Raw genomic sequence first — 18,636 nt, forward strand, 5'->3', positions numbered from 1 at the left:
AAGGATGTTCTCATGGTCGAGGCTTTTCTTGTTGGCGGTGCCCGCACCCCCGTAGGCCGTTACGGCGGCGCGCTTTCCGCGGTCCGGCCTGATGACCTGGCAGCCCTCGTGGTCCGCGAAGCCGTGGCCCGTGCCGGCGTCGACCCCGACGCCATCGATGAAGTCATCCTAGGCAACGCCAACGGCGCCGGCGAGGAAAACCGCAACGTCGCCCGCATGGCCACCCTTCTGGCGGGACTGCCCCTCCATATCCCCGGCATCACGGTCAACCGCCTGTGCGCCTCCGGAATGAGCGCCATCATCATGGCCAGCCACATGATCAAGGCGGGTGCTGCGGACATCGTGGTGGCGGGCGGCGTCGAATCGATGAGCCGGGCCCCATGGGTACAGGAGAAGCCCACCACAGCCTTCGCCAAACCGGGCCAGATCTTCGACACGTCCATCGGCTGGCGCTTCGCCAACCCCCTCTTCACCAAGGGAGAGCTGTCCCGCGGCGGCAAGATGACGTATTCCATGCCGGAAACTGCCGAGGAAGTCGCCCGCGTGGACGGCATCTCCCGGGAAGACGCCGATGCCTTCGCCGTCCGCTCCCACGAACGCGCGCTTGCTGCCATCGCCGGGGGCCGCTTCAAGGAAGAGATCGTTCCGGTCACCGTGAAGACCCGCAAGGGCGAAACCGTGGTGGACACGGACGAAGGCCCACGCGAGGGAACCACCATGGAGGTCCTCGCCGGGCTCCGTCCAGTGGTTGCCGGCGGATCCGTTGTCACGGCGGGCAACTCCTCCTCGCTCAACGACGGCGCCTCCGCCATCATCGTTGCGTCCGAGGCCGCCATCGAAAAGTTCGGCCTCACGCCGCGGGCCCGCATCATCGACGGCGGCTCGGCCGGCTGCGAACCGGAAATCATGGGCATCGGCCCGGTTCCGGCTTCCCAGAAAATCCTGGCCCGTTCGGGACTCACGGTCGGCGACCTTGGCGCCGTCGAACTCAATGAAGCCTTCGCGACGCAATCGCTCGCGAGCATGCGGCGCTTGGGCCTGGATCCGGACATCGTGAACCTCGACGGCGGTGCGATCTCGTTGGGGCACCCGCTCGGTTCCAGCGGCTCGCGCATCGCGATCACCTTGCTGGGCCGCATGGAACGCGAGCTGGGCACCGCGGACCGTAAGATCGGCCTCGCGACGATGTGCATCGGCGTCGGGCAGGGCGCCGCCATTCTCCTGGAAGGCATGTAATGGCGTTGAACCCCGAGGAATTCGGAACGTTGCTCATCGAGGAACGCGAGGACCGCGTCACGGTGCTGCTGAACCGACCGGAGGTCCGCAACGCGATCGACCAGCAGATGGTGGACGAACTCCACCAGGTGTGCGACTACCTCGAGCGAGAGCCCAAAATCCTGATCATTGCCGGCGTCGAAGGGGTCTTTGCGTCGGGTGCTGATATCGGCCAGTTGAGGGAACGCCGCCGCGACGACGCCCTGCGCGGCATCAACTCCACCATCTTCGTGCGGATCGCGAAGCTGCCCATGCCCGTCATCGCGGCCCTGGACGGCTATTGCCTGGGTGGCGGAGCCGAACTCGCCTACGCCGCGGACTTCCGCATCGGCACGCCCAGCCTGCGCATCGGCAACCCGGAAACCGGACTGGGCATCATGGCCGCGGCCGGTGCAACCTGGCGCCTGAAGGAACTCGTGGGGGAGCCCATCGCCAAGGAAATCCTCCTTGCCGGGTCAGTCCTCCGCGCCGAGGAAGCCCTTCGCATCAATCTGGTCACCCAGATCCATGAAGCTCCCGTGCTGATGGAAGCGGCCCACAACCTTGCCGACCGGATCGGCCGGCAGGACCCCCTGGCCGTGCGGATCACCAAGTCCGTGTTCCACGCTCCGGCCGAGGCACACCCCGTGATCGACACGTTGGCCCAAGGCATGCTTTTCGAATCGCAAGCCAAGTTCGACCGCATGCAGGCGTTCCTGGACAAGAAGAGCGCCAAGCAATCCAGCGACAACCCGTCCAGCGACAACCCAGACAGGACCTGAAAATGACAGCAACGCCCGCTATCCCGCATGTTGTCGGTGTCCTCGGCGGTGGCCGCATGGGCGCCGGCATCGCCCACGCCTTCCTGATCAAGGGCGCCACCGTGATCGTCGTCGAACGCGACCACGAATCCGCCGCCGGTGCGCAAGCTCGCGTTGCCGAGGCCGTGGCCAAGTCCGCCGCCCGAGGCACCCTGACGGAATCAGCCGAAGAAGCCCTGTCCCGCTTCAGCACCTCAACCGACTACGACTCCTTCGTGCACTGCGGGCTCGTGGTCGAAGCCGTGCCTGAGGACTACGAGCTCAAGGTTGCGGCCCTCAAGGCTGTGGAGGAGCACCTCTCCGCTGACGCCTTCCTGGCCTCCAACACCTCGTCCCTTTCCGTGACCGGCCTCGCTTCGCAACTTCGGAGGCCTGGCAATTTCGTGGGCCTGCACTTCTTCAACCCGGTCCCGGCTTCCACGCTCATCGAAGTGGTCCTGGCCAAGGAGACCTCACCGGAGCTCGCCGCCACGGCGAAAAGCTGGACCGAGGCACTCGGCAAGACCGCCGTCGTCGTCAATGACGCGCCAGGCTTTGCGTCCTCGCGGCTGGGCGTGGCGATCGCACTCGAGGCGATGCGCATGGTGGAGGAAGGCGTGGCCTCCGCGGAGGACATCGATGCGGCCATGGTGCTCGGCTACAAGCACCCCACGGGACCGCTCAAGACCACGGACATCGTGGGCCTGGACGTGCGCCTGGGCATCGCCGAGTACCTGCATTCGACGCTGGGGGAGCGCTTCGCCCCTCCGCAGATCCTGCGCGACAAGGTTGCCCGCGGCGAGCTGGGCCGCAAGACCGGCAAGGGTTTCTTCGACTGGGCGGACTAGCGCTTCCGTGTCTCCCAACTAGTCCCCACCGCCCCCCTCGCCTCGCAAGCTCGGCCAGGGAACCCTGGCGGCATGGGCCCACGCACTTAATGTCGTTTTCGGGCCCCATAACGGCAACAACTGCGAGCTACTTGGGGGGCGAACCGTCACTTGGGTGTCCAGCCTCGGTCCAGGAGCACGGCTCGGACTTTCGCGACGGCGGACCGTGCGTCGTTCTCCATGTGCCGTTTGGAGATCCTCACCAAGTGCCAGCCGGCACGGGCGAAATCCTCTTCGCGGGCGATGTCCCGGACTATCTGGGCCGGCTCGGAATGCGGCTCGCCGTCGTATTCGACCGCTACACGGTGTTCCGGATAGGCCAGGTCCGGTTGACGTACGACGCCGGCGCCTAGCTCGGCGGCTACGTTCAGTTGCGGTTCGGGCAGTCCGGTGTTTTCGAGGGCCAGCCGGAGCCGGGTTTCGGGTGCCGAGTCCGAGCCGATCCGTGCCTGTTCGAGTGCCAAACGGGCCTTGCGGATTCCAGGCGTGCCTTTGTGCCGGTCCAGCATGTCCGCCAATTGTTCCAATGTTGCGTACGGCTTTGCCCTGCCCTCAAACTCGGGCCGAGGGATCCGGACCAGATGGTCGGCAACGACCGTCAGTTCATCCACACTCATCTTCCGGGACACATCAAGCCAGGTCCGGGTGCGCGTGGTGATCAAGAGACCGTCAAGACTGGTGATTTCGTCGTCGAAGAACTGCCCCACATGCCCAACCACACCGGTTCGCCGGGGAATGGCCATGGTGTCTGGACGCGAAATATGGATGCGCGGATCATCGCTGCCTGGCAGGAACCCCGGGAACGACCACAGGGTGAAGGCCGTGGTGTGCGACGCGGCCGAGAACTCGGTCACCGCTGTGAAAGGCCGGACGAAACCGACGTCCGTCGCCTGCCCGGGGACCAATGCGTGGTCCGGAATCCGGATGCCCCGGCTTGGCGAGGGGAGCGATCGGTGCCGCAACCGCCGTCGGCTCACACCGGCGTCGACCGCTTCTTGAAAGGTGAACGGGGCGCACGCCAGCAGCGCCGGCAAGGGTTGCGGGGTCCTCATCGCCCTATCGTTGCAAATCCTGGAACGCCATATTTAGTTATCCACAGGCAATTGCCCCGGCAGCCCAACTAGCTCGCAGTTGTTGTCGTTTACAGCCGCCAAAACGACAACAAATGCGAGCCAGTTGGGTCGGTTAGGCTGGCTGGGTGACTCACATTGCACCCGTGACCCTGGACGGTCGCTTCGTAACCTTGGAACCCCTTAGCCCCGAGCACCACGACGGCTTGGTGGATGCCGCGAAAGACGGCGAGCTGTGGAAGCTCTGGTACACCTCGGTCCCGACGCCGGAGGGCATGGCCGCGGAGATCGACCGCCGGCTCGGGCTGCAGGAGCAAGGATCCATGCTTCCGTTCGCGACCCGGTTGAAGGCGACCGGCAAGCTCATCGGCATGACCACCTACATGAACATCGACGGTGCCACTCCGCGTGTCGAGATCGGTTCCACGTGGAACGCAGCCTCGGCACAGGGCAGCGGGAGCAACCCGGATTCCAAACTGTTGCTCTTGCGTCACGCTTTCGAAACCCTTGGCTGCCCAGCCGTCGAATTCCGTACACACTGGCTCAACCACCAGTCCCGGGAAGCCATCGCACGGTTGGGCGCCAAGCAGGACGGCGTCCTCCGGAACCATTCGCGGACTTTGGACGGAGTGCTCCGAGACACGGTGGTGTTCTCCATCCTCGAACACGAGTGGCCCGCGGTGCGCACCGGGCTCGAGTTCAGGCTCGCGAAGCGGTCCTGAGCCGCGCACCGAACGACCGCGCTCCGGCGCGTTCGCGGCTGACGCCAGCTATTTCTTGAGCGCGCTGTTCACGGCCGTACGGTAGCCCTGGGAGTAGCCGGCGTCGGTGGGATGGAAGTTCTCCAACGCGAGCTCGGGCGGATCCAAAGGCGATGGCTGGGTGTAGTGGATCCACGGATTGTTGGAACCGATGCCGTGCCCGGTGAACCGTTCCGTCACGCTCACATAGCCCACCCCTGCGGCGGAGGCGGCGCCGGCGATGGTCGCATTCAATTGGTCAGCCAATCCGTTCAGGGTGGTGGCCAACTGTTTCTCGGCGGTAGGCATCGTGGGGCCGACGGTGAACAAGCGCGGGTAGCCGGTCAGCACAATGTCGGCGTGGGGTGCCTTTTGCCGGATGGACTGGACCATAGCCACGATGTTGCCGGGTAGCGCGGGCAGGGCGTTCGCCACGCCCTGCACGGCCGAAGCGCAGGCCAGGGCATCGGCACTGGTGCATGCCACCGCCACAACTCCCGTGCCGACGTCGTTGCCACCAACAGTCACCGAGACTTCGGTAGCGGACCCCAGGGCGATCGCGACAGGATCGGCGGGGGACAGGTTGTCCAGACCTGCCTTGACGGCAAGCGACGTAGCGCCGAAGCAGCCCAGGTTCAGCCCGCCCAAAAGGGCGGCGTAACTGTCCAGGCTCTGATGGCAGCCCGGGAACGAGCCCGGAGCCGGACTGCTGCCGCCCGTGCCGGCAGCATAGGAATCGCCCAGGGCGACATAGACGTCGGCCGGTTTCGTTGTAGTCGCCTGTGCGGGTCCCGTTCCGAGTCCCACCAGGAGTACGACGACGGCGACGGCGCCCGCCAGGCGGCCACACCGGCGTCGCGAATTAGCTGCTTGCATGATTGATATCCCCCTCGTGTCGATCTGCAGTGCCGCTTGGCGGCGCGGGCCACCCCAGCCCGGCAGTCTTGCGGCCAGACTACGCGAGCTGCGGGCCCACGACTACGGAAACCCAACTAGCTGACAGTTGTTGTCGTTATGAGGGCTCAAAACGACAACAACTGCGAGTTAGTTGGGTCGGCTACGGCGGGGGTCAGGTGGGTTGGTGGGCTGGAGGGGTGAGGGCGGTGCGGACCGAGGTCCAGGACTTGAGGACCTCCAGTACGTCCGGGTCGCGTTCCGTCAGGACGGCCTGGGAGTACGATTCCTCGAGCAGCGCGTCCACGGAAATGCGGGTGCCGGTGGATGCGCTGAGCATGGCCGCTTCCACCATGGCCAGGCTCATGATGTTCTGGTGGACCTGACCCATGGGAGTGTTCCCTGTGCGCAGGGCAGTCACGAAGTCACGCAGCGAACCGGCGATCTCCTGCCCGGGATCGTCGCCGCCGGGGCCCGAATCAGCGCCCAACGAGGACACAGGTTCGCTGTCGCCGTCCCACAGGACCGTGCCGTGTTCGCCGCTGATCCGCCACGCGGCGTTCCACGAGGTCTCCTGGCCAGGGCTGCACCAGCTCCCGGTGAACACGAAGCGCTCCCCACCGGTCATTTCGAAGATGGCGGTGGCGCCTGCGTCACCGCGGTACCAGCTCCAGGCCGGGTTGTATTCCTCGCAGAACACCGAGACGGGGTCCGCGTCGAGCAGGAACCGGGCCATGTCGAACTGATGGATGGCCATGTCCAGCAGCAACGGGTGGTCCATGGCATCCCGGAATCCGCCGAAATGCGGTGCCTTGAAGAACTCGGCGGAGACAATCCCCACGCTGCCTAGAGAAGCAGAAAGCCGTTTGGCCTCGAAAAGATGCCTGTTGTACCGGCGCGACTGGCTGACCATGAACAACTGGCCGCTAAGCTCCGACGCCGCGGCTAGCGACAGCCCCTGGGCCACGGTGGAAGCCACGGGCTTTTCGCCGAGCACGGGCAGCCCTGCCGCAAGCGCCTCCGTGGTCACCGGATGGTGGGCTACCGGAACGGTGACGTTGATGACCGCTTGGGCGCCGACGTCGGACGCCAACTGTGCGGTCCCGGAGCCCACCGGCAGATCGGGACGCCCGATCGCCGCCGCGCCGGCGCGGGCGGCGTCCAGGTCCAGGTCGACGATGCCCGCTAGTTCCACGAGCGGGGACTCCTGCACCGTCCGGAGCCACGCGCGGCCCATGCCCCCGGCGCCGAGGACGACGACGCGAAGGGGAGTGCCGTCGTCGGGAAGGGTGGCGAAACGGGTACTCATGCGTTGGCTCCCTGGTAGCTCTTGCCGTTGAAGAAATCGTTGGTCTCGTAGCGCAGCAGCTCGGGGTGGGCGCGCTCGGGCCGATCGGTGACTGCCCATTCGACGGCGTTGGAGATGACCCGGCGGACGTCCTTGTGGTGGTAGACCGGGTAGTCCTGGTCGCCGGGGCTGAAGAAGAAGATCTTGCCGTGGCCGCGGCGGAACGTGCAGCCCGAGCGGAAGACCTCGCCGCCGCTGAAGGAACTGATGAACACGAGCTCCTCCGGAGTGGGGATGTCGAAGAACTCGCCGTACATTTCCTGCTGGTCGATCACGATGGGGTGCGGCACGCCCTTAGCGATGGGGTGGGTGGGGTCCACAGTCCAGACCAGTTCGCGGTCCTGCTCACTGCGCCAGCGCAACGTGCATGAGGTGCCCATGAGCTTGGTGAAGATCTTGGACCAGTGCCCCGAATGCAGGACGATCAAGCCCATCCCGGACAGGACGTGGCGGTGCACGCGCTCGACGATCTCGTCGTCCACATCACCGTGGGACATATGCCCCCACCAGGTGAGGACGTCCGTGGTGGCGAGGACTTCCTCGGTAAGGCCGTGCTCGGGCTCGTCGAGGGTGGCGGTGCGGACGCTGGCCTTGTCGCCGAGGTTCTCCTCGATGCCGGCCTTCACGGCTCCGTGCATGCCTTCCGGGTAGAGGCGCGCAACCAGTTCGTCGCGCTTTTCGTGCTGGTTTTCGCTCCAGACGGTGACGCGGATTGGTTCAGACATGGTTTCTCCTTTGTTGATGTTGAAGGGCGGTCTACTTAACCGCTCCACTGGCCGTGCCCGCCGCGATGTACTTCTGCGCCGCGACCAGCAGGATGATGGCCGGGATGGAGGCGAGGACGGCCGTGGCCATGACGGAGCTCCAGTCGTTCACGTAGGCGCCGATGTACTGGAAGATTCCCAGCGTCACGGGCCGCACGGCCTCCGTGGTGGTCAGGGTCAGGGCGAACAGGAAGTCGCTCCAGGTGAACAGGAAAGTGAAGAGCCCCGCGGTGATGAGCGAGTTCCTGCTCAGTGGCACCACGATGGACCAGAACGCCCTCACATGCCCGGCACCGTCTACTCGGGCCGCCTCGATGACCGACGCCGGCATGCCGTTCATGAAGGCCCTGATGATGAGGATCGCGAACGGGATGCCATGCGCGGAGTCGGCCAGGATCAGGCCCGGAATGGAATTGAGCAGGCCAAGATCGTTGTAGGCCGTGTACAGCGCGTTGGCCACCACGATCCCCGGGATCATCTGGCTGATCAAGATCGCGAAGAGCACCACGCCAGCGCCCTTGACCTTGAAATAAGCCAAGGCATAGGCCGCCGGGGCCGCGATGGCCAGGCTGAGTACCACGCTGCCGAGCGAGATCACCAGGCTGGTGGCCAGGTTCCCGCCCTGCTCGCTGATGGCCGTGGCGTAGCCCGTGAAGTCCGGCTTGAGCGGCAGCCACGAGGTTTCCAAGGTGGTGCCGTTGGGCTGCAGCGAAGCGTTGACCATCCAGTAGACCGGGAACAGCATGATGGCCAGGAAGACGATGGCCAGGACGGTGTAGCCCCACTTTTTGCGCTCGGGTCCGGTCCCGGAGCGAACCGGTCCGGCGCCTTTGCGCGCGCTCCCTTTCCGGGCGTTCGTTTTCCGCGCGCTCGCCGGCGCCGAACGGCGGGTGGTGATTTTCGTCGTCGTCATGGTTTCCTCACTCATCGACGGACCGTCGGCTGGCACGCAAGTACAGGACCGCGAAGACCAGCGAAATGACCACCAGGACGTTGCCCAGCGCGGCGCCCTCGCCGAATTTGAACTCGTGGAAGGACAGATCGTAGGACTGGGTGGCGATGGTCTCGGTCGAATTCGCCGGGCCGCCGTTGGTCAGGCCCAGGATGATGTCCAGCACCTTGAGGGTGTAGACGACGCCGAGCACCAGGACCACGCTCACCACCGGACGCAGCATCGGCCAGGTGATGTGCCGGAACGCCTTCCAACCGGTGGCGCCGTCCAAGGAGCCGGCCTCGTAGAGCTCATCCGGTATTTCCTGGAGGCCGCCATAGAGAATGGTCAGATTGAACGGGATGCCGATCCAGATGTTCACCCCCACCACGGCGATCAGCGCCAGCGAGGTGCTGGTGAGCCATGGAACGCCCGTGTTCACGATGTGCATCTCTCCGAGGAAGCGGTTCAAGGCTCCGCTGTCCTTGTCCAGGATCCATCTCCACACGGCGCTGGACACGATGAGCGGCAGCAACCAGGGGAGCAAGAGCAGCGAACGCAGGATTCCGTTGAGCGGGAACTTGCGCTGGAAGAAGATCGCCAGCGCCAGCCCGATCACGAACTGGCCCAGTATGGATCCCAGCGTGAACAGCGCTGTATTCACCAAAGATGTTGAAAACAACGACGACGACAGCACCTTCGCGTAGTTCGCCAACCCCACCCAGGGGGCCTCGCCCGTGAAGAACGTGGCCGTGGTGTAGTCCTGGAAGCTCATCACGATGTTCTTGACCACGGGGTAGCCGAAGAACAGCGCCATGTAGGTCACGGCAGGGACCAGGAACAGCCACTGGAAGAGGCGCTCGCGGCGTTTGCGGCTGCGCCGGCGCGGTGACTGGATTGCCTCCTCGGCCCGGGTGTTGTCCGAGCCGGACTTTGCGCGCGCTGTGGCCTGCTGGTTGGCGCGCCACTTGGCCTGCGACTTGGCCTGCGCTCTGGGTTGCGACGAATCAGTTGTGAGGGACATGTCCAGCCGCTTACTGGCCTTGGGCTTGCTTGAGGGCGTCGGCGGGGGAGGCCTTGCCCGTCAGCGCGGTCTGGATTGCGGTGTAGATCTTGGTCGCCTGTGCCGGCCATCCTTCTCCGAGTTCGCCGGTACGGGCCCGGGCTGTCTTGATGAGGTCGGTGAAGGTGGCGAGCTTGGGGTTGTCGGTGGCGAACTTTGCGGCCAGCGAGGTCTTGGACGGGATAGTGTTGCGGACCTTGGCCATGGCCAGCTGGTTTTCGTCGCTGTTCATGCAGGCCACCACTTCCGCGGCCTTGGCCTGATGGGCCTTATTGCCTGTCTGCGGAACGGTCCACACTTCGCCGCCAAGCGGGGCAACGGCTGTCTGGCTGGCGTCACGGACCGGAATCTTCACGACGCCGTATTTCAGCGCGGTGTTCTTGTCGAGCGCCGGGATCTGCCAAGGGCCGTTGACCATCATGGCTGCCTTGCCTGCCATGAACTGGTCCTTGACGTCTGCCTGGGTCCAGTTCAGCGCCGAGGAGGACACGGATCCGTCCTTGACGAGGTCGGTCCAGAGCTGGAGGGCCTGGGCTGTCGCTGGGGTGTCGATGTTCTTCTCGTCGCCTCCGTTGGACCACATGACAGGAAGGAACTGCCATGTGCCCTCGTAGGTCGGGTTGGCGTTGAAGGCCAGGCCATACTGCTCGCCTGAGGTGAGCTTGGTGGCCGCCGTCTTTAGCTCGTCCCACGTGGTGGGCGGGGTGACTCCGGCCTTGGCCAGAATGTCCTTGTTGTAGAAGAGCGCGATCGTGTTCACGGTGGGGGCGAGCCCGTACACCTTGTCCTTGTAGGTGCCGGCGCTCAGGACACCGGGCGCGAAATCGGCGGTGCTGATGTTGAAATCGGACAGTGGAGCCAGCGCTCCGGTAGCGGCAATCTGTTGCAGGTCCGGATTGTCGAGCATGAGTACATCCGGAAGCGTCTTCGAAGAGGACTGCTGGAGCACCTTGGAGATCAAGGACTTGCCCGGCACGGTCTCTCGTTTGATCGTGACGCCTGCCTTGGTGCCGCAGGCGGTCAGGGCGTCGCCGATGAAGGACTTGTCCGGCTCGTTGTTGTAGTAGTCCATCACGGAGATTTCCTTCACGGCATCCGTGGAGGAGGCGGAGGTAGTGGTGCCGCAGCCCGAGATGGCGAGCGGGAGGCCGACGAGAGCGGCCACGGCCAGGGCGAGCGGGCGGCGTGTCCTGATAGCTGACTTCATTGTCTGTTCCTTTGTTGGTGGAGGAAGGGAATGGTGCGTTTGTTGATGGGAAGTGGATTATCGAATCATCGATGCGTATCGACGATGCTGAAACGAACGGAGTAACGGAGTAACGACCTGCGATGAAAAGCGTTGACGCGGTGGATCAGGGGTGGCGATTCACTGCGGACGGAGGGTGCTTGAACGGTGCGTGATGACCGTGGGTACCAACTCCAGGGATTCGTGTGGTCCGTGGGAGTCGGTTTCGAGGAGTTGGCACATGATTTTGACTGCCCGGCGGGATACTTCAGCCGGGCGCAGATCGATGGTGGAAAGCGGTATGGGTTGGAGCTCGGCGAGGGTGGGGGAGGCGCTTCCGATAACAGAAACGTCCAGCCCCAGGGTCAAACCGCGGCTGCTCAAGTCGCGGCGCAGAATGTCTTGGATGGTGCGGTCGGGAGCGATGAATGCGGGCTTGCCGGTGGTGCCGGCGAGGGCCTTGTCCACCGATTCGGAGATGGTGGCGCGGTCGGTCCCGCCGGGAAGGTGGAGCACGGTCACGCCCAGTGCTTTGGCCGCGACGTCCGTGCCGTGCAAGAACCGGTCGACGTAGTTCACGTGGCGGTCCATCACTGCGGGCTGCCAATCAATAACGGAAATCACGGAGTGGCCTGCGGCCGCAAGATCCCGGACGCAGTGTTCACCGGCCATTTCGAAGTCGGCGTCGATGCAGACCAGCCCGGACGGATCGCGGGGGATGCCGATCAGCACCACCGGGACGTTCAGGCTGCGGGCCACCGGGAGACGCTCGTCCTCGTCCTCAACCTGCATGAGGATCAGGCCGTCGCAAATCTGCTGCCCGACCACGCGGCTCAGTCCGGCGGCGCCTTCGTCGTCGGTGACCAGGAGAATGTCGTGGTCGAATTGCCGGGCCGTGCTGGCAATGACCGAGACGAACTCCATGATCGATCCCATTTCCAGCTCCGGGATGAACGGAATGACCAGGCCGATGACCCGGGTCTTGCGGCTTGCCAAGGCGCGGGCGCCGGCGTTGGGCTGGTAAGTCAACTGCTCGATGGCGGCCTCGACCTTTTTCCGGGTCTTCTCGGAAATGGGCCGCTTGCCGCTGAGCACGTACGAGACGGTGCTTTGGGCTACGCCGGCAGCCTGGGCGACATCCTTGCTGGTGGGCACGTTCCAGGCCTCCTTGCCGGGTTCAGTGGGTCTTGGTGATGCGTAGTTCGTCGATACGCATCGTCGATGCGTATCGAGAAAGAGTATGACATGGATCACGTAAGACCCGCAAGACCCGACCCCCGCTCACATATCCCGCCCTTCCTCCCGACCCCCGCTCACATATCCCGCCTTCCGAGCAAACCCTCGCTCACATATCCCGCCTTCCGAGCAAACCCTCGCTCACCTATCCGGCGTGTGGTTAGCTGTCCGGTATGGATGGGATCTCAACCGCCGCCAAGCAGCGGGGCGTCCATTGGGACGGTGCGGTGAACGCCTGGCACATCGCCGGAGGCTTGTACCGGATGGGTCGGCGGGAATGGCTCACCGATCTCGGGTGGCAGCAAATGTACGACGCCGGCATCCGCACCGTGATCGATCTGCGGACCCTTCGCGAGCAGCAGCCCAGGGAGGTTGATCCCGAGGTTTCGGCGGATGCGACTGCTCGCTTCGAGATCGTCCATTGCCCCACCGAAGATCCGGAGGACAAGGAGTTCACCGAGCGCTTTGGCCCGTACCTGAAAGACCCTGCCCACTACGCCGACTATGTGCGGCTCTTCCCGGACAGGCTCGCCGCGGTTTTCAAGGCCATCGCCGCGGCACCCGGCGGTGTTGTAGTGCATTGCGCTGCCGGGCGTGACCGTAGCGGAATCATCGCCGTGATGCTGCAGAACCTGTCCGGAGCCGGCGACGAGGAAATCGTGCGCGGTTACCAGCAGGGAATGCGCGGAATCAACGAGCGCCACCGCCACCACCGCGCCCCGCACGCCCACGATCCCTTTCTCGAGGAAGACGCACTCGAGGCCTTGCTGGCATCGCGCAGCGTGAGCCTGTTGGAATTCGCGCATTCCTTGGACGCAGCTACCTTCCTGAGAGCGAACGGCGTCTCTAAGGCAGAAATTTCCGCCATCCGAGCGAAACTCAACGCTCCGGCGCGGTAGAACGCGGTAGAAGCAGCGTCCCGGCGGGCATCTAGTGTGCAGATCGGGCCTCTCATGTATTCTGGGTTGTATTACCGAACGGCCGGTCAGTAATTTGCGGCCGTTCAGTCCATTTCGTGCCCGTGCCTTGGAAGGACCCGTCGACGATGACCAGTACCGCAGTCGCTCCGGAAGCCACAACCGTTGAAACCGTGCCCAGTTTCGTCCAGGGCGAGTGGTGGACCCCCAGCGCAGAAGCCTCAGCTGGCGTCCCCGTCCGCGACGCCAGCACAGGCGAGATCCTCGCAACGGTCAACACCGACGGACTGGACCTTGCCGGCGTCGTGAACTACGGGCGCACGGTGGGCCAGCGCGAGCTCGGCAAGCTCACCTTCCACCAGCGCGCCCTCAAGGTCAAGGAACTCGCCCAGTACCTGAACGGCCGCCGCGAAGAGTTCTACACCTCGTCCTTCAAGACCGGCGCCACCAAGATCGACTCGATGGTGGACATCGACGGCGGCATCGGCGTGCTCTTCACCTTTGGTTCCAAGGGCCGCCGCGAACTGCCGAACTCGCAGGTTGTAGTGGACGGACCCATGGAAGTCCTGTCCAGGGACGGTTCCTTCGCCGGTGAGCACATCTACACCCGCATCCCGGGCGTCGCGGCGCAGATCAACGCCTTCAACTTCCCCGTGTGGGGCATGCTCGAGAAGTTCGCGCCTGCATTCATCGCTGGCGTCCCCACCATCGTCAAGCCAGCCACCCCCACCGGTTACGTTGCCGCCGTCGTGGTCAAGGCGATCGTCGAGTCGGGCATTCTGCCGGAAGGCTCGCTGCAGCTCATCTCGGGATCCGCCCGCACCCTGCTGGACCACCTCGACTACCGCGACATTCTCGCCTTCACCGGTTCCGCCTCCACCGCCAACTCGCTCAAGTCCCACGCCAACGTGGTCCAGGGCGGCGTCCGCTTCACCTCCGAAACCGACTCCCTCAACGCGGCCATCCTCGGACCCGACGCCGTGCCCGGCACCCCCGAGTTCGACGCCTTCATCAAGTCGGTCGTCACCGAAATGACGGTCAAGGCCGGTCAGAAGTGCACCTCGATCCGCCGCACCATCGTGCCCCAGGCGCTGGTGTCCGACGTCGTCTCCGCCATCGGCGCGCGCGTGGACGAGCGCGTCGTCGTCGGCGACCCCAGGGCAGAGGGCGTCACGATGGGCGCCCTCGCGTCGCTCGAGCAGCTCGCCGACGTCCGCGCGGCAGTGCAGTCAATGCTCGACGCCGGTGGCGAGCTCGCGTACGGGACGCTGGATTCGCCGTCGGTCACCTCGCTGGATGGCACCATCGGCGTCGTGGAGGGCGGCGCGTTCATGTCGCCCGTTGTCCTGAGCTGGGCCGACGTGGACTCGGAAGCCGTCCACTCGCTCGAGGCTTTCGGTCCGGTGTCGTCCGTGATCGGCTATTCGGACCTCGACGACGCCGTCCGCCTCGCCGCCCGCGGTGGCGGCTCCCTGGTGGCCTCCGTGTGCACCAACGATCCTGCTGTCGCCCGGGAATTGGTGACGGGAATCGCGGCACACCACGGCCGTGTCCTGATGCTCAACCGCGAGGACGCCCGCTCGTCAACCGGGCATGGTTCGCCTGTGCCGCACCTGGTTCACGGTGGGCCGGGCCGCGCCGGTGGTGGCGAGGAACTCGGTGGTATCCGTTCCGTCATGCACCACATGCAGCGCACCGCGATCCAGGGCTCGCCGAACATGCTCACTGCCGTGACCGGCGTCTGGCACACGGGCGCGGACCGCAACTTCACAGTGGAGACCGAAGGTACGCACCCGTTCCGGAAGTCGCTGGCAACCCTGCGGATCGGCGACGCCGTGCGGTCCGAACTGCGGCAGGTCACCCTGGACGACATCACGGCCTTCGCCAACTCCACCGGCGACACCTTCTACGCCCACACCAACCAGGAAGCAGCCGAAGCCAATCCGTTCTTCCCGGGAATCGTGGCGCACGGGTACCTGCTGCTCAGCTGGGCCGCCGGCCTGTTCGTGGAGCCGGCACCGGGCCCCGTCCTGGCCAACTACGGCCTGGAGAACCTGCGCTTCATCACTCCCGTTGCCGCCGGGGATTCGATCCGGGTCACGCTTACGGCCAAGAAGATCACTCCGCGCGAGACCGACGAATACGGCGAAGTAGCCTGGGACGCCGTCCTGACCAACCAGAACGACGAAATCGTAGCCACCTACGACGTCCTGACCCTCGTGGAGAAGTAGCCTCCCCTACCGACGCTCGCTCACCTATGTGGGGGTTTGGCCGGACGCTCGCTCACTTGTGTGGGTGTTTGGCCGGACGCTCGCTCACGTGTGTACTGCATACGGAACGCTCCCCTCACTGGGGAGCGTTCCGGACCGATGTTCGTTTTATTGCCCGGGGGCGCGGTATGTCGGGGTCTTCTTGGCAGCTTCGTCGAGATCCTCCACCGTCATGAGCGGCTTCAAATGCAGGCGCACAGCGCCTGTCGCATTGATCATGAGTGAGAGGGCGGCGGCGCTAGCCGCGTCCGGGATCTCGAAGACTCCGACGACGTCGGTCTCCCCGAAAGCGTAGTAGAAACTCTCAAGCGATCCGTCTACGGATTTGAGTGCATCGACCACAGCATCGCGGCGCTTGGTGCCACCCTCGCGCAACAGCCCCTTGATTCCGTCGCCTACGTAGTTTGCTTCGAATAGATATTTGGTCATTGTCTTCCCGTCCCGTGATGTCCAGGACTCGGGCCTCCTAAGGTGCTCCCATCACCCGTTGAGGGAAGGTCCCGGAGTTGTTCCCCTGCGAGGGGGCTGTGCACATAGTAGGCCGAGGCTGTCGCCCTGACAACGGTCTAGGCGGACGCGCGGCCAGAAGGTCTTTCCGATCCCGCTCGGCGTAAGATTTTTTGCGTAGGAGGTGGCGAAATGAACCTAGCACTCAGGACAGCCACAACCGTCTTGCCCGTCGACGACGTGGACCGAGCCCGCAGCTTCTACGCGGAGAAACTCGGCCTCCCTCATCGCGGCAAGACGTGGGATGGAAATGATTTGTTCGGCATCGACGGCGGTCCCATGCTGCAGTTGATGCCCATCAAGGACGGCATGCACTCGTCGCACACTGCCCTTTCCTTTGAAGTCAGCGACATCGAGCGGACAGTCGACGAAATGGAGGCGAACGGCGTCGAATTCCGGGATTACGATCTCCCGGATCTCAAGACAGAACACCACATTTGTACCACCGACGCCGACCGTTGCGCCTGGTTCATGGACACGGAAAACAACGTCCTTTGCGTCCATGAAAGTTTGGGTATCCAGGCCGAATACCAGCTCTGAAAAGCATCACAGCACCACGCAGAACGCCCGCTCACTTTTTAGTGAGCGAGCGTTCTGCCAATTGGGGATATATGTGAGCGGGCGTCGGTTGAAAGGGCCGTATATGTGAGCGAGCGTCGGTTGAAAGTGCCGTATATGTGAGCGAGCGTCTGAGGGGGCAGGGGGAAGCCAGGGGCGACCTACGCCGAGGCGTGGAGGCCGTCGAACGCCATGGTGATGACGTCGTCGGCCAGGCGCTGCGGGGAGAGCGAGCCGCCCGGTTTGTACCACTCCACGATCGAGTTGATGGTCCCGAACAGGAGCCGGGTCACGGTGCGGGGGTCGATGTCCTGGCGCAGCGTGCCTTCTTCGCGGGCGGCCGAGATCAACGCGGCCACCTTGTGGTCGAAGGCACGACGCCGTTCCAGGGCATCGCGCTCAATGTCGGTGTTGCCGCGGAGACGCAGGAGCAGCGTGACGAACGGCAGCCGGTCCACCAGCACGGCGATGGTCTGCCGCAGGACGAACTCAAGGCGTGCATCGGCCGCCCCGGTAACAGCCTCGGGCTGTTCCAGGATGGCCTCGAGCCCACCCAGTGCGTGCTCGAGGGCGAGCTTCAGGAGGTCGCCCTTGGACGGCACGTGGTGGTAAATGGCTGATTTTGAGATGCCCAGGTTTTCGGCCAGAATGCCCATGGATGTGGCGTCGTAACCGTGGCGGTTGAAGACGTCGACGGCGATGAGCAGCACTGATTGCTGGTCGTATCCGGGGCGTCCCCGCTTGGTTACTGTTTCACTAGGCATGCTGGCCATTTTCTCATGAACGGTCGGTTGATTCGCGCACGCGCCCGGCCACGTTACCTCTTGGGTCGCATGTCGTAGACGCGGCGCAGCTTGCCGTTGGAGCGCTCAAGCGAACCCGGCTCCACGACGTCCACCACGCACGAAGAACCCACGTGGATCTTGATCTGTTCGCGCAGGGCGTGTGCCGCCGTCGTGCCCGCCTCGACCGAAACGTTCTCGCGGCGCTCAATCTTGACCGTCAGCGAATCCATGCGCTTGCCTTCGGGGCGGGTGAGCTCGAGCTGGAAGTGCGGGCTGAGCTCGGGGATGCGTAGGGCGATCTCCTCGATCTGTGAAGGGAAGAGGTTCACGCCGCGCAGGATGATCATGTCGTCGCTGCGTCCGGTGATGCGGCCCATGCGGCGGTGCGCGGGGCGGGCGGTGCCGGGCAGCAGACGGGTGAGGTCCTTGGTGCGGTACCGGATGATCGGCAGCGCTTCCTTGGTGAGCGAAGTGAAGACGAGTTCGCCCGGCTCGCCGTCGGCCAGCACGGCACTTTCCCCGCGGGAGGGATCGAACGGATCGATGATTTCGGGGCGGAAGTGGTCTTCCCAGATGTGGCAGCCGTCCTGGGTCTCCACGGCCTCGCCGGCGACGCCCGGGCCCATGACTTCCGAGAGCCCGTAGATGTCGCAGGCCTTGATGTTCATGGTGGTTTCGAGCTCATGCCGCATTTCCTCGGTCCACGGTTCGGCTCCGAGCACGGCGTACTTGAGCGAGGTCGACGCCGGATCCACACCCATGTGCGCCATCGCGTCGGCGATTGTGAGCAGGTAAGTCGGGGTCGCCAGGATCGCGTCCGGCTTGAAGTCCTGGATCAGCTGGATCTGGCGTTCGGTCTGGCCGCCGGACATCGGGATGACGGTGCAGCCGAGCGCTTCGGCACCGGCGTGGGCGCCCAAACCGCCGGTGAACAGGCCGTAGCCGTAGGCGTTGTGGACCTTCATGCCCGGCCGGACGCCGGAAGCGCGGAGCGAGCGGGCCACCAGCGTGGCCCAGTTGGCGAGGTCGTTCTTGGTGTACCCGACGACGGTTGGCCGGCCAGTGGTTCCGGAGCTCGCGTGGATGCGGGCTACTTCGTCTTGCGGTACGGCGAACATGCCGAAGGGGTATTCCTGGCGGAGGTCTTCCTTGGTCGTGTACGGGAACTTGCCTAGATCGGACAGTTCGCGGAGATCGGAAGGGTGGACGCCGGCGTCGTCGAACTTGCGCTTGTACAGTGGCACGCGATCGTAGGCGTAGGCCACGGTGTGCTGGAGGCGGCTCAGCTGCAAGGCCTCGAGCTCGTCGCGGGAAATGGTTTCTTCGCGATCTAGCTGTGCAGTGTTAAGCGGTGCGTCGGGAGCGGCGACGGTGTTCTGTGTCATTG

Annotated in this window: 18 protein-coding genes; 7 read left to right on the forward strand and 11 right to left on the reverse strand. The window is 64.6% G+C overall.

Annotated elements, in window-relative coordinates:
- Nucleotides 1-12 precede the first annotated feature (12 nt).
- Genes VLA65_RS12350 through VLA65_RS12360 form a run of 3 tightly spaced genes read left to right on the forward strand, consistent with a single transcriptional unit; the run spans nucleotide 13 to nucleotide 2,902 of the window.
- The gene (locus VLA65_RS12350; RefSeq protein ID WP_332602664.1) at nucleotides 13-1,236 is read left to right on the forward strand and encodes a thiolase family protein; all 1,224 of its coding nucleotides are present in this window, start codon (nucleotides 13-15) and stop codon (nucleotides 1,234-1,236) included.
- Nucleotides 1,236-2,036, forward strand: a complete 801-nt coding sequence (locus tag VLA65_RS12355) for an enoyl-CoA hydratase/isomerase family protein (protein WP_332602665.1) — start codon at nucleotides 1,236-1,238, stop codon at nucleotides 2,034-2,036. Before VLA65_RS12350 ends, VLA65_RS12355 begins: the two co-directional genes overlap by 1 nt.
- A gap of 2 nt (nucleotides 2,037-2,038) precedes the next feature.
- On the forward strand, nucleotides 2,039-2,902 hold the full coding sequence (locus VLA65_RS12360) for a 3-hydroxyacyl-CoA dehydrogenase family protein (RefSeq protein ID WP_332602666.1): 864 nt from the start codon (nucleotides 2,039-2,041) through the stop codon (nucleotides 2,900-2,902).
- Nucleotides 2,903-3,048: 146 nt separating this feature from the next.
- On the opposite strand, the gene VLA65_RS12365 is transcribed toward VLA65_RS12360, so the two are convergent.
- On the reverse strand, nucleotides 3,049-3,993 hold the full coding sequence (locus VLA65_RS12365; protein WP_332602667.1) for an endonuclease domain-containing protein: 945 nt from the start codon (nucleotides 3,991-3,993) through the stop codon (nucleotides 3,049-3,051).
- 146 nt (nucleotides 3,994-4,139) lie between these two features.
- Here VLA65_RS12365 and VLA65_RS12370 point away from each other — a divergent pair, with 146 nt between their 5' ends.
- Nucleotides 4,140-4,733 (forward strand): GNAT family N-acetyltransferase, encoded by a 594-nt coding sequence (locus VLA65_RS12370; protein WP_332602668.1) that lies wholly within the window; start codon nucleotides 4,140-4,142, stop codon nucleotides 4,731-4,733.
- A 48-nt stretch (nucleotides 4,734-4,781) separates the two neighbouring features.
- On the opposite strand, the gene VLA65_RS12375 is transcribed toward VLA65_RS12370, so the two are convergent.
- The 7 genes from VLA65_RS12375 to VLA65_RS12405 all read right to left on the reverse strand — a co-directional run bounded on the left by VLA65_RS12375 (nucleotide 4,782) and on the right by VLA65_RS12405 (nucleotide 12,131).
- Nucleotides 4,782-5,627 carry an SGNH/GDSL hydrolase family protein gene (locus tag VLA65_RS12375; protein WP_332602669.1) on the reverse strand — a complete coding sequence of 282 codons (846 nt, stop codon included), beginning with the start codon at nucleotides 5,625-5,627 and terminating at the stop codon, nucleotides 4,782-4,784.
- Between the two features lie 193 nt (nucleotides 5,628-5,820).
- Complete coding sequence (locus VLA65_RS12380; RefSeq protein ID WP_332602670.1) at nucleotides 5,821-6,954, reverse strand: Gfo/Idh/MocA family protein; 1,134 nt, start codon at nucleotides 6,952-6,954, stop codon at nucleotides 5,821-5,823.
- Nucleotides 6,951-7,718 (reverse strand): ThuA domain-containing protein, encoded by a 768-nt coding sequence (locus VLA65_RS12385; RefSeq protein ID WP_332602671.1) that lies wholly within the window; start codon nucleotides 7,716-7,718, stop codon nucleotides 6,951-6,953. Before VLA65_RS12385 ends, VLA65_RS12380 begins: the two co-directional genes overlap by 4 nt.
- A gap of 31 nt (nucleotides 7,719-7,749) precedes the next feature.
- Nucleotides 7,750-8,502: a carbohydrate ABC transporter permease gene (locus VLA65_RS12390; RefSeq protein WP_253257452.1), complete on the reverse strand. Its 753-nt coding sequence runs from the start codon at nucleotides 8,500-8,502 to the stop codon at nucleotides 7,750-7,752.
- A gap of 175 nt (nucleotides 8,503-8,677) precedes the next feature.
- Entirely contained in the window at nucleotides 8,678-9,712 is a 1,035-nt protein-coding gene (locus VLA65_RS12395; protein WP_332602672.1) for a carbohydrate ABC transporter permease, read from the reverse strand.
- Nucleotides 9,713-9,722: 10 nt separating this feature from the next.
- Entirely contained in the window at nucleotides 9,723-10,958 is a 1,236-nt protein-coding gene (locus VLA65_RS12400; RefSeq protein ID WP_306959157.1) for a sugar ABC transporter substrate-binding protein, read from the reverse strand.
- A 159-nt stretch (nucleotides 10,959-11,117) separates the two neighbouring features.
- Nucleotides 11,118-12,131 (reverse strand): LacI family DNA-binding transcriptional regulator, encoded by a 1,014-nt coding sequence (locus VLA65_RS12405; protein WP_059389543.1) that lies wholly within the window; start codon nucleotides 12,129-12,131, stop codon nucleotides 11,118-11,120.
- A gap of 254 nt (nucleotides 12,132-12,385) precedes the next feature.
- Between VLA65_RS12405 and VLA65_RS12410 the strand changes: the two genes are divergently transcribed.
- Together VLA65_RS12410 and paaZ are read left to right on the forward strand one after the other, a co-directional pair.
- Nucleotides 12,386-13,111, forward strand: a complete 726-nt coding sequence (locus VLA65_RS12410; protein ID WP_332602673.1) for a tyrosine-protein phosphatase — start codon at nucleotides 12,386-12,388, stop codon at nucleotides 13,109-13,111.
- Nucleotides 13,112-13,257: 146 nt separating this feature from the next.
- Nucleotides 13,258-15,360, forward strand: a complete 2,103-nt coding sequence (gene paaZ / locus VLA65_RS12415) for a phenylacetic acid degradation bifunctional protein PaaZ (protein WP_332602674.1) — start codon at nucleotides 13,258-13,260, stop codon at nucleotides 15,358-15,360.
- Between the two features lie 147 nt (nucleotides 15,361-15,507).
- On the opposite strand, the gene VLA65_RS12420 is transcribed toward paaZ, so the two are convergent.
- Nucleotides 15,508-15,828 carry a GYD domain-containing protein gene (locus VLA65_RS12420; RefSeq protein WP_284753769.1) on the reverse strand — a complete coding sequence of 107 codons (321 nt, stop codon included), beginning with the start codon at nucleotides 15,826-15,828 and terminating at the stop codon, nucleotides 15,508-15,510.
- A gap of 210 nt (nucleotides 15,829-16,038) precedes the next feature.
- On the opposite strand from VLA65_RS12420, the gene VLA65_RS12425 reads away from it, so the two are divergent.
- Entirely contained in the window at nucleotides 16,039-16,446 is a 408-nt protein-coding gene (locus VLA65_RS12425; RefSeq protein WP_332602675.1) for a VOC family protein, read from the forward strand.
- Between the two features lie 179 nt (nucleotides 16,447-16,625).
- Here VLA65_RS12425 and VLA65_RS12430 read toward each other — a convergent pair whose 3' ends face one another.
- Nucleotides 16,626-17,228, reverse strand: a complete 603-nt coding sequence (locus tag VLA65_RS12430) for a TetR/AcrR family transcriptional regulator (RefSeq protein WP_078107744.1) — start codon at nucleotides 17,226-17,228, stop codon at nucleotides 16,626-16,628.
- Nucleotides 17,229-17,281: 53 nt separating this feature from the next.
- On the reverse strand, nucleotides 17,282-18,634 hold the full coding sequence (gene paaK, locus VLA65_RS12435; protein WP_306959145.1) for a phenylacetate--CoA ligase PaaK: 1,353 nt from the start codon (nucleotides 18,632-18,634) through the stop codon (nucleotides 17,282-17,284).
- Nucleotides 18,635-18,636: the final 2 nt, after the last annotated feature.

Origin of the sequence: Arthrobacter sp. S2(2024), from assembly GCF_036662515.1 — a bacterium.
In the GTDB taxonomy this organism is placed as follows: Bacteria; Actinomycetota; Actinomycetes; order Actinomycetales; family Micrococcaceae; genus Arthrobacter.

What these genes read in the sequence shown, in the direction of transcription:
- VLA65_RS12430 (WP_078107744.1), bottom strand. Translation starts at nt 17,228, where the DNA reads ATGCCTAGTGAAACAGTAACCAAGCGGGGACGCCCCGGATACGACCAG.
- VLA65_RS12410 (WP_332602673.1), top strand. Translation starts at nt 12,386, where the DNA reads ATGGATGGGATCTCAACCGCCGCCAAGCAGCGGGGCGTCCATTGGGAC.
- VLA65_RS12355 (WP_332602665.1), top strand. Translation starts at nt 1,236, where the DNA reads ATGGCGTTGAACCCCGAGGAATTCGGAACGTTGCTCATCGAGGAACGC.
- VLA65_RS12365 (WP_332602667.1), bottom strand. Translation starts at nt 3,993, where the DNA reads ATGAGGACCCCGCAACCCTTGCCGGCGCTGCTGGCGTGCGCCCCGTTC.
- VLA65_RS12350 (WP_332602664.1), top strand. Translation starts at nt 13, where the DNA reads ATGGTCGAGGCTTTTCTTGTTGGCGGTGCCCGCACCCCCGTAGGCCGT.
- paaK (WP_306959145.1), bottom strand. Translation starts at nt 18,634, where the DNA reads ATGACACAGAACACCGTCGCCGCTCCCGACGCACCGCTTAACACTGCA.
- VLA65_RS12425 (WP_332602675.1), top strand. Translation starts at nt 16,039, where the DNA reads ATGAACCTAGCACTCAGGACAGCCACAACCGTCTTGCCCGTCGACGAC.
- VLA65_RS12395 (WP_332602672.1), bottom strand. Translation starts at nt 9,712, where the DNA reads ATGTCCCTCACAACTGATTCGTCGCAACCCAGAGCGCAGGCCAAGTCG.
- VLA65_RS12390 (WP_253257452.1), bottom strand. Translation starts at nt 8,502, where the DNA reads ATGCTGTTCCCGGTCTACTGGATGGTCAACGCTTCGCTGCAGCCCAAC.
- paaZ (WP_332602674.1), top strand. Translation starts at nt 13,258, where the DNA reads ATGACCAGTACCGCAGTCGCTCCGGAAGCCACAACCGTTGAAACCGTG.
- VLA65_RS12380 (WP_332602670.1), bottom strand. Translation starts at nt 6,954, where the DNA reads ATGAGTACCCGTTTCGCCACCCTTCCCGACGACGGCACTCCCCTTCGC.
- VLA65_RS12400 (WP_306959157.1), bottom strand. Translation starts at nt 10,958, where the DNA reads ATGAAGTCAGCTATCAGGACACGCCGCCCGCTCGCCCTGGCCGTGGCC.
- VLA65_RS12375 (WP_332602669.1), bottom strand. Translation starts at nt 5,627, where the DNA reads ATGCAAGCAGCTAATTCGCGACGCCGGTGTGGCCGCCTGGCGGGCGCC.
- VLA65_RS12385 (WP_332602671.1), bottom strand. Translation starts at nt 7,718, where the DNA reads ATGTCTGAACCAATCCGCGTCACCGTCTGGAGCGAAAACCAGCACGAA.
- VLA65_RS12420 (WP_284753769.1), bottom strand. Translation starts at nt 15,828, where the DNA reads ATGACCAAATATCTATTCGAAGCAAACTACGTAGGCGACGGAATCAAG.
- VLA65_RS12360 (WP_332602666.1), top strand. Translation starts at nt 2,039, where the DNA reads ATGACAGCAACGCCCGCTATCCCGCATGTTGTCGGTGTCCTCGGCGGT.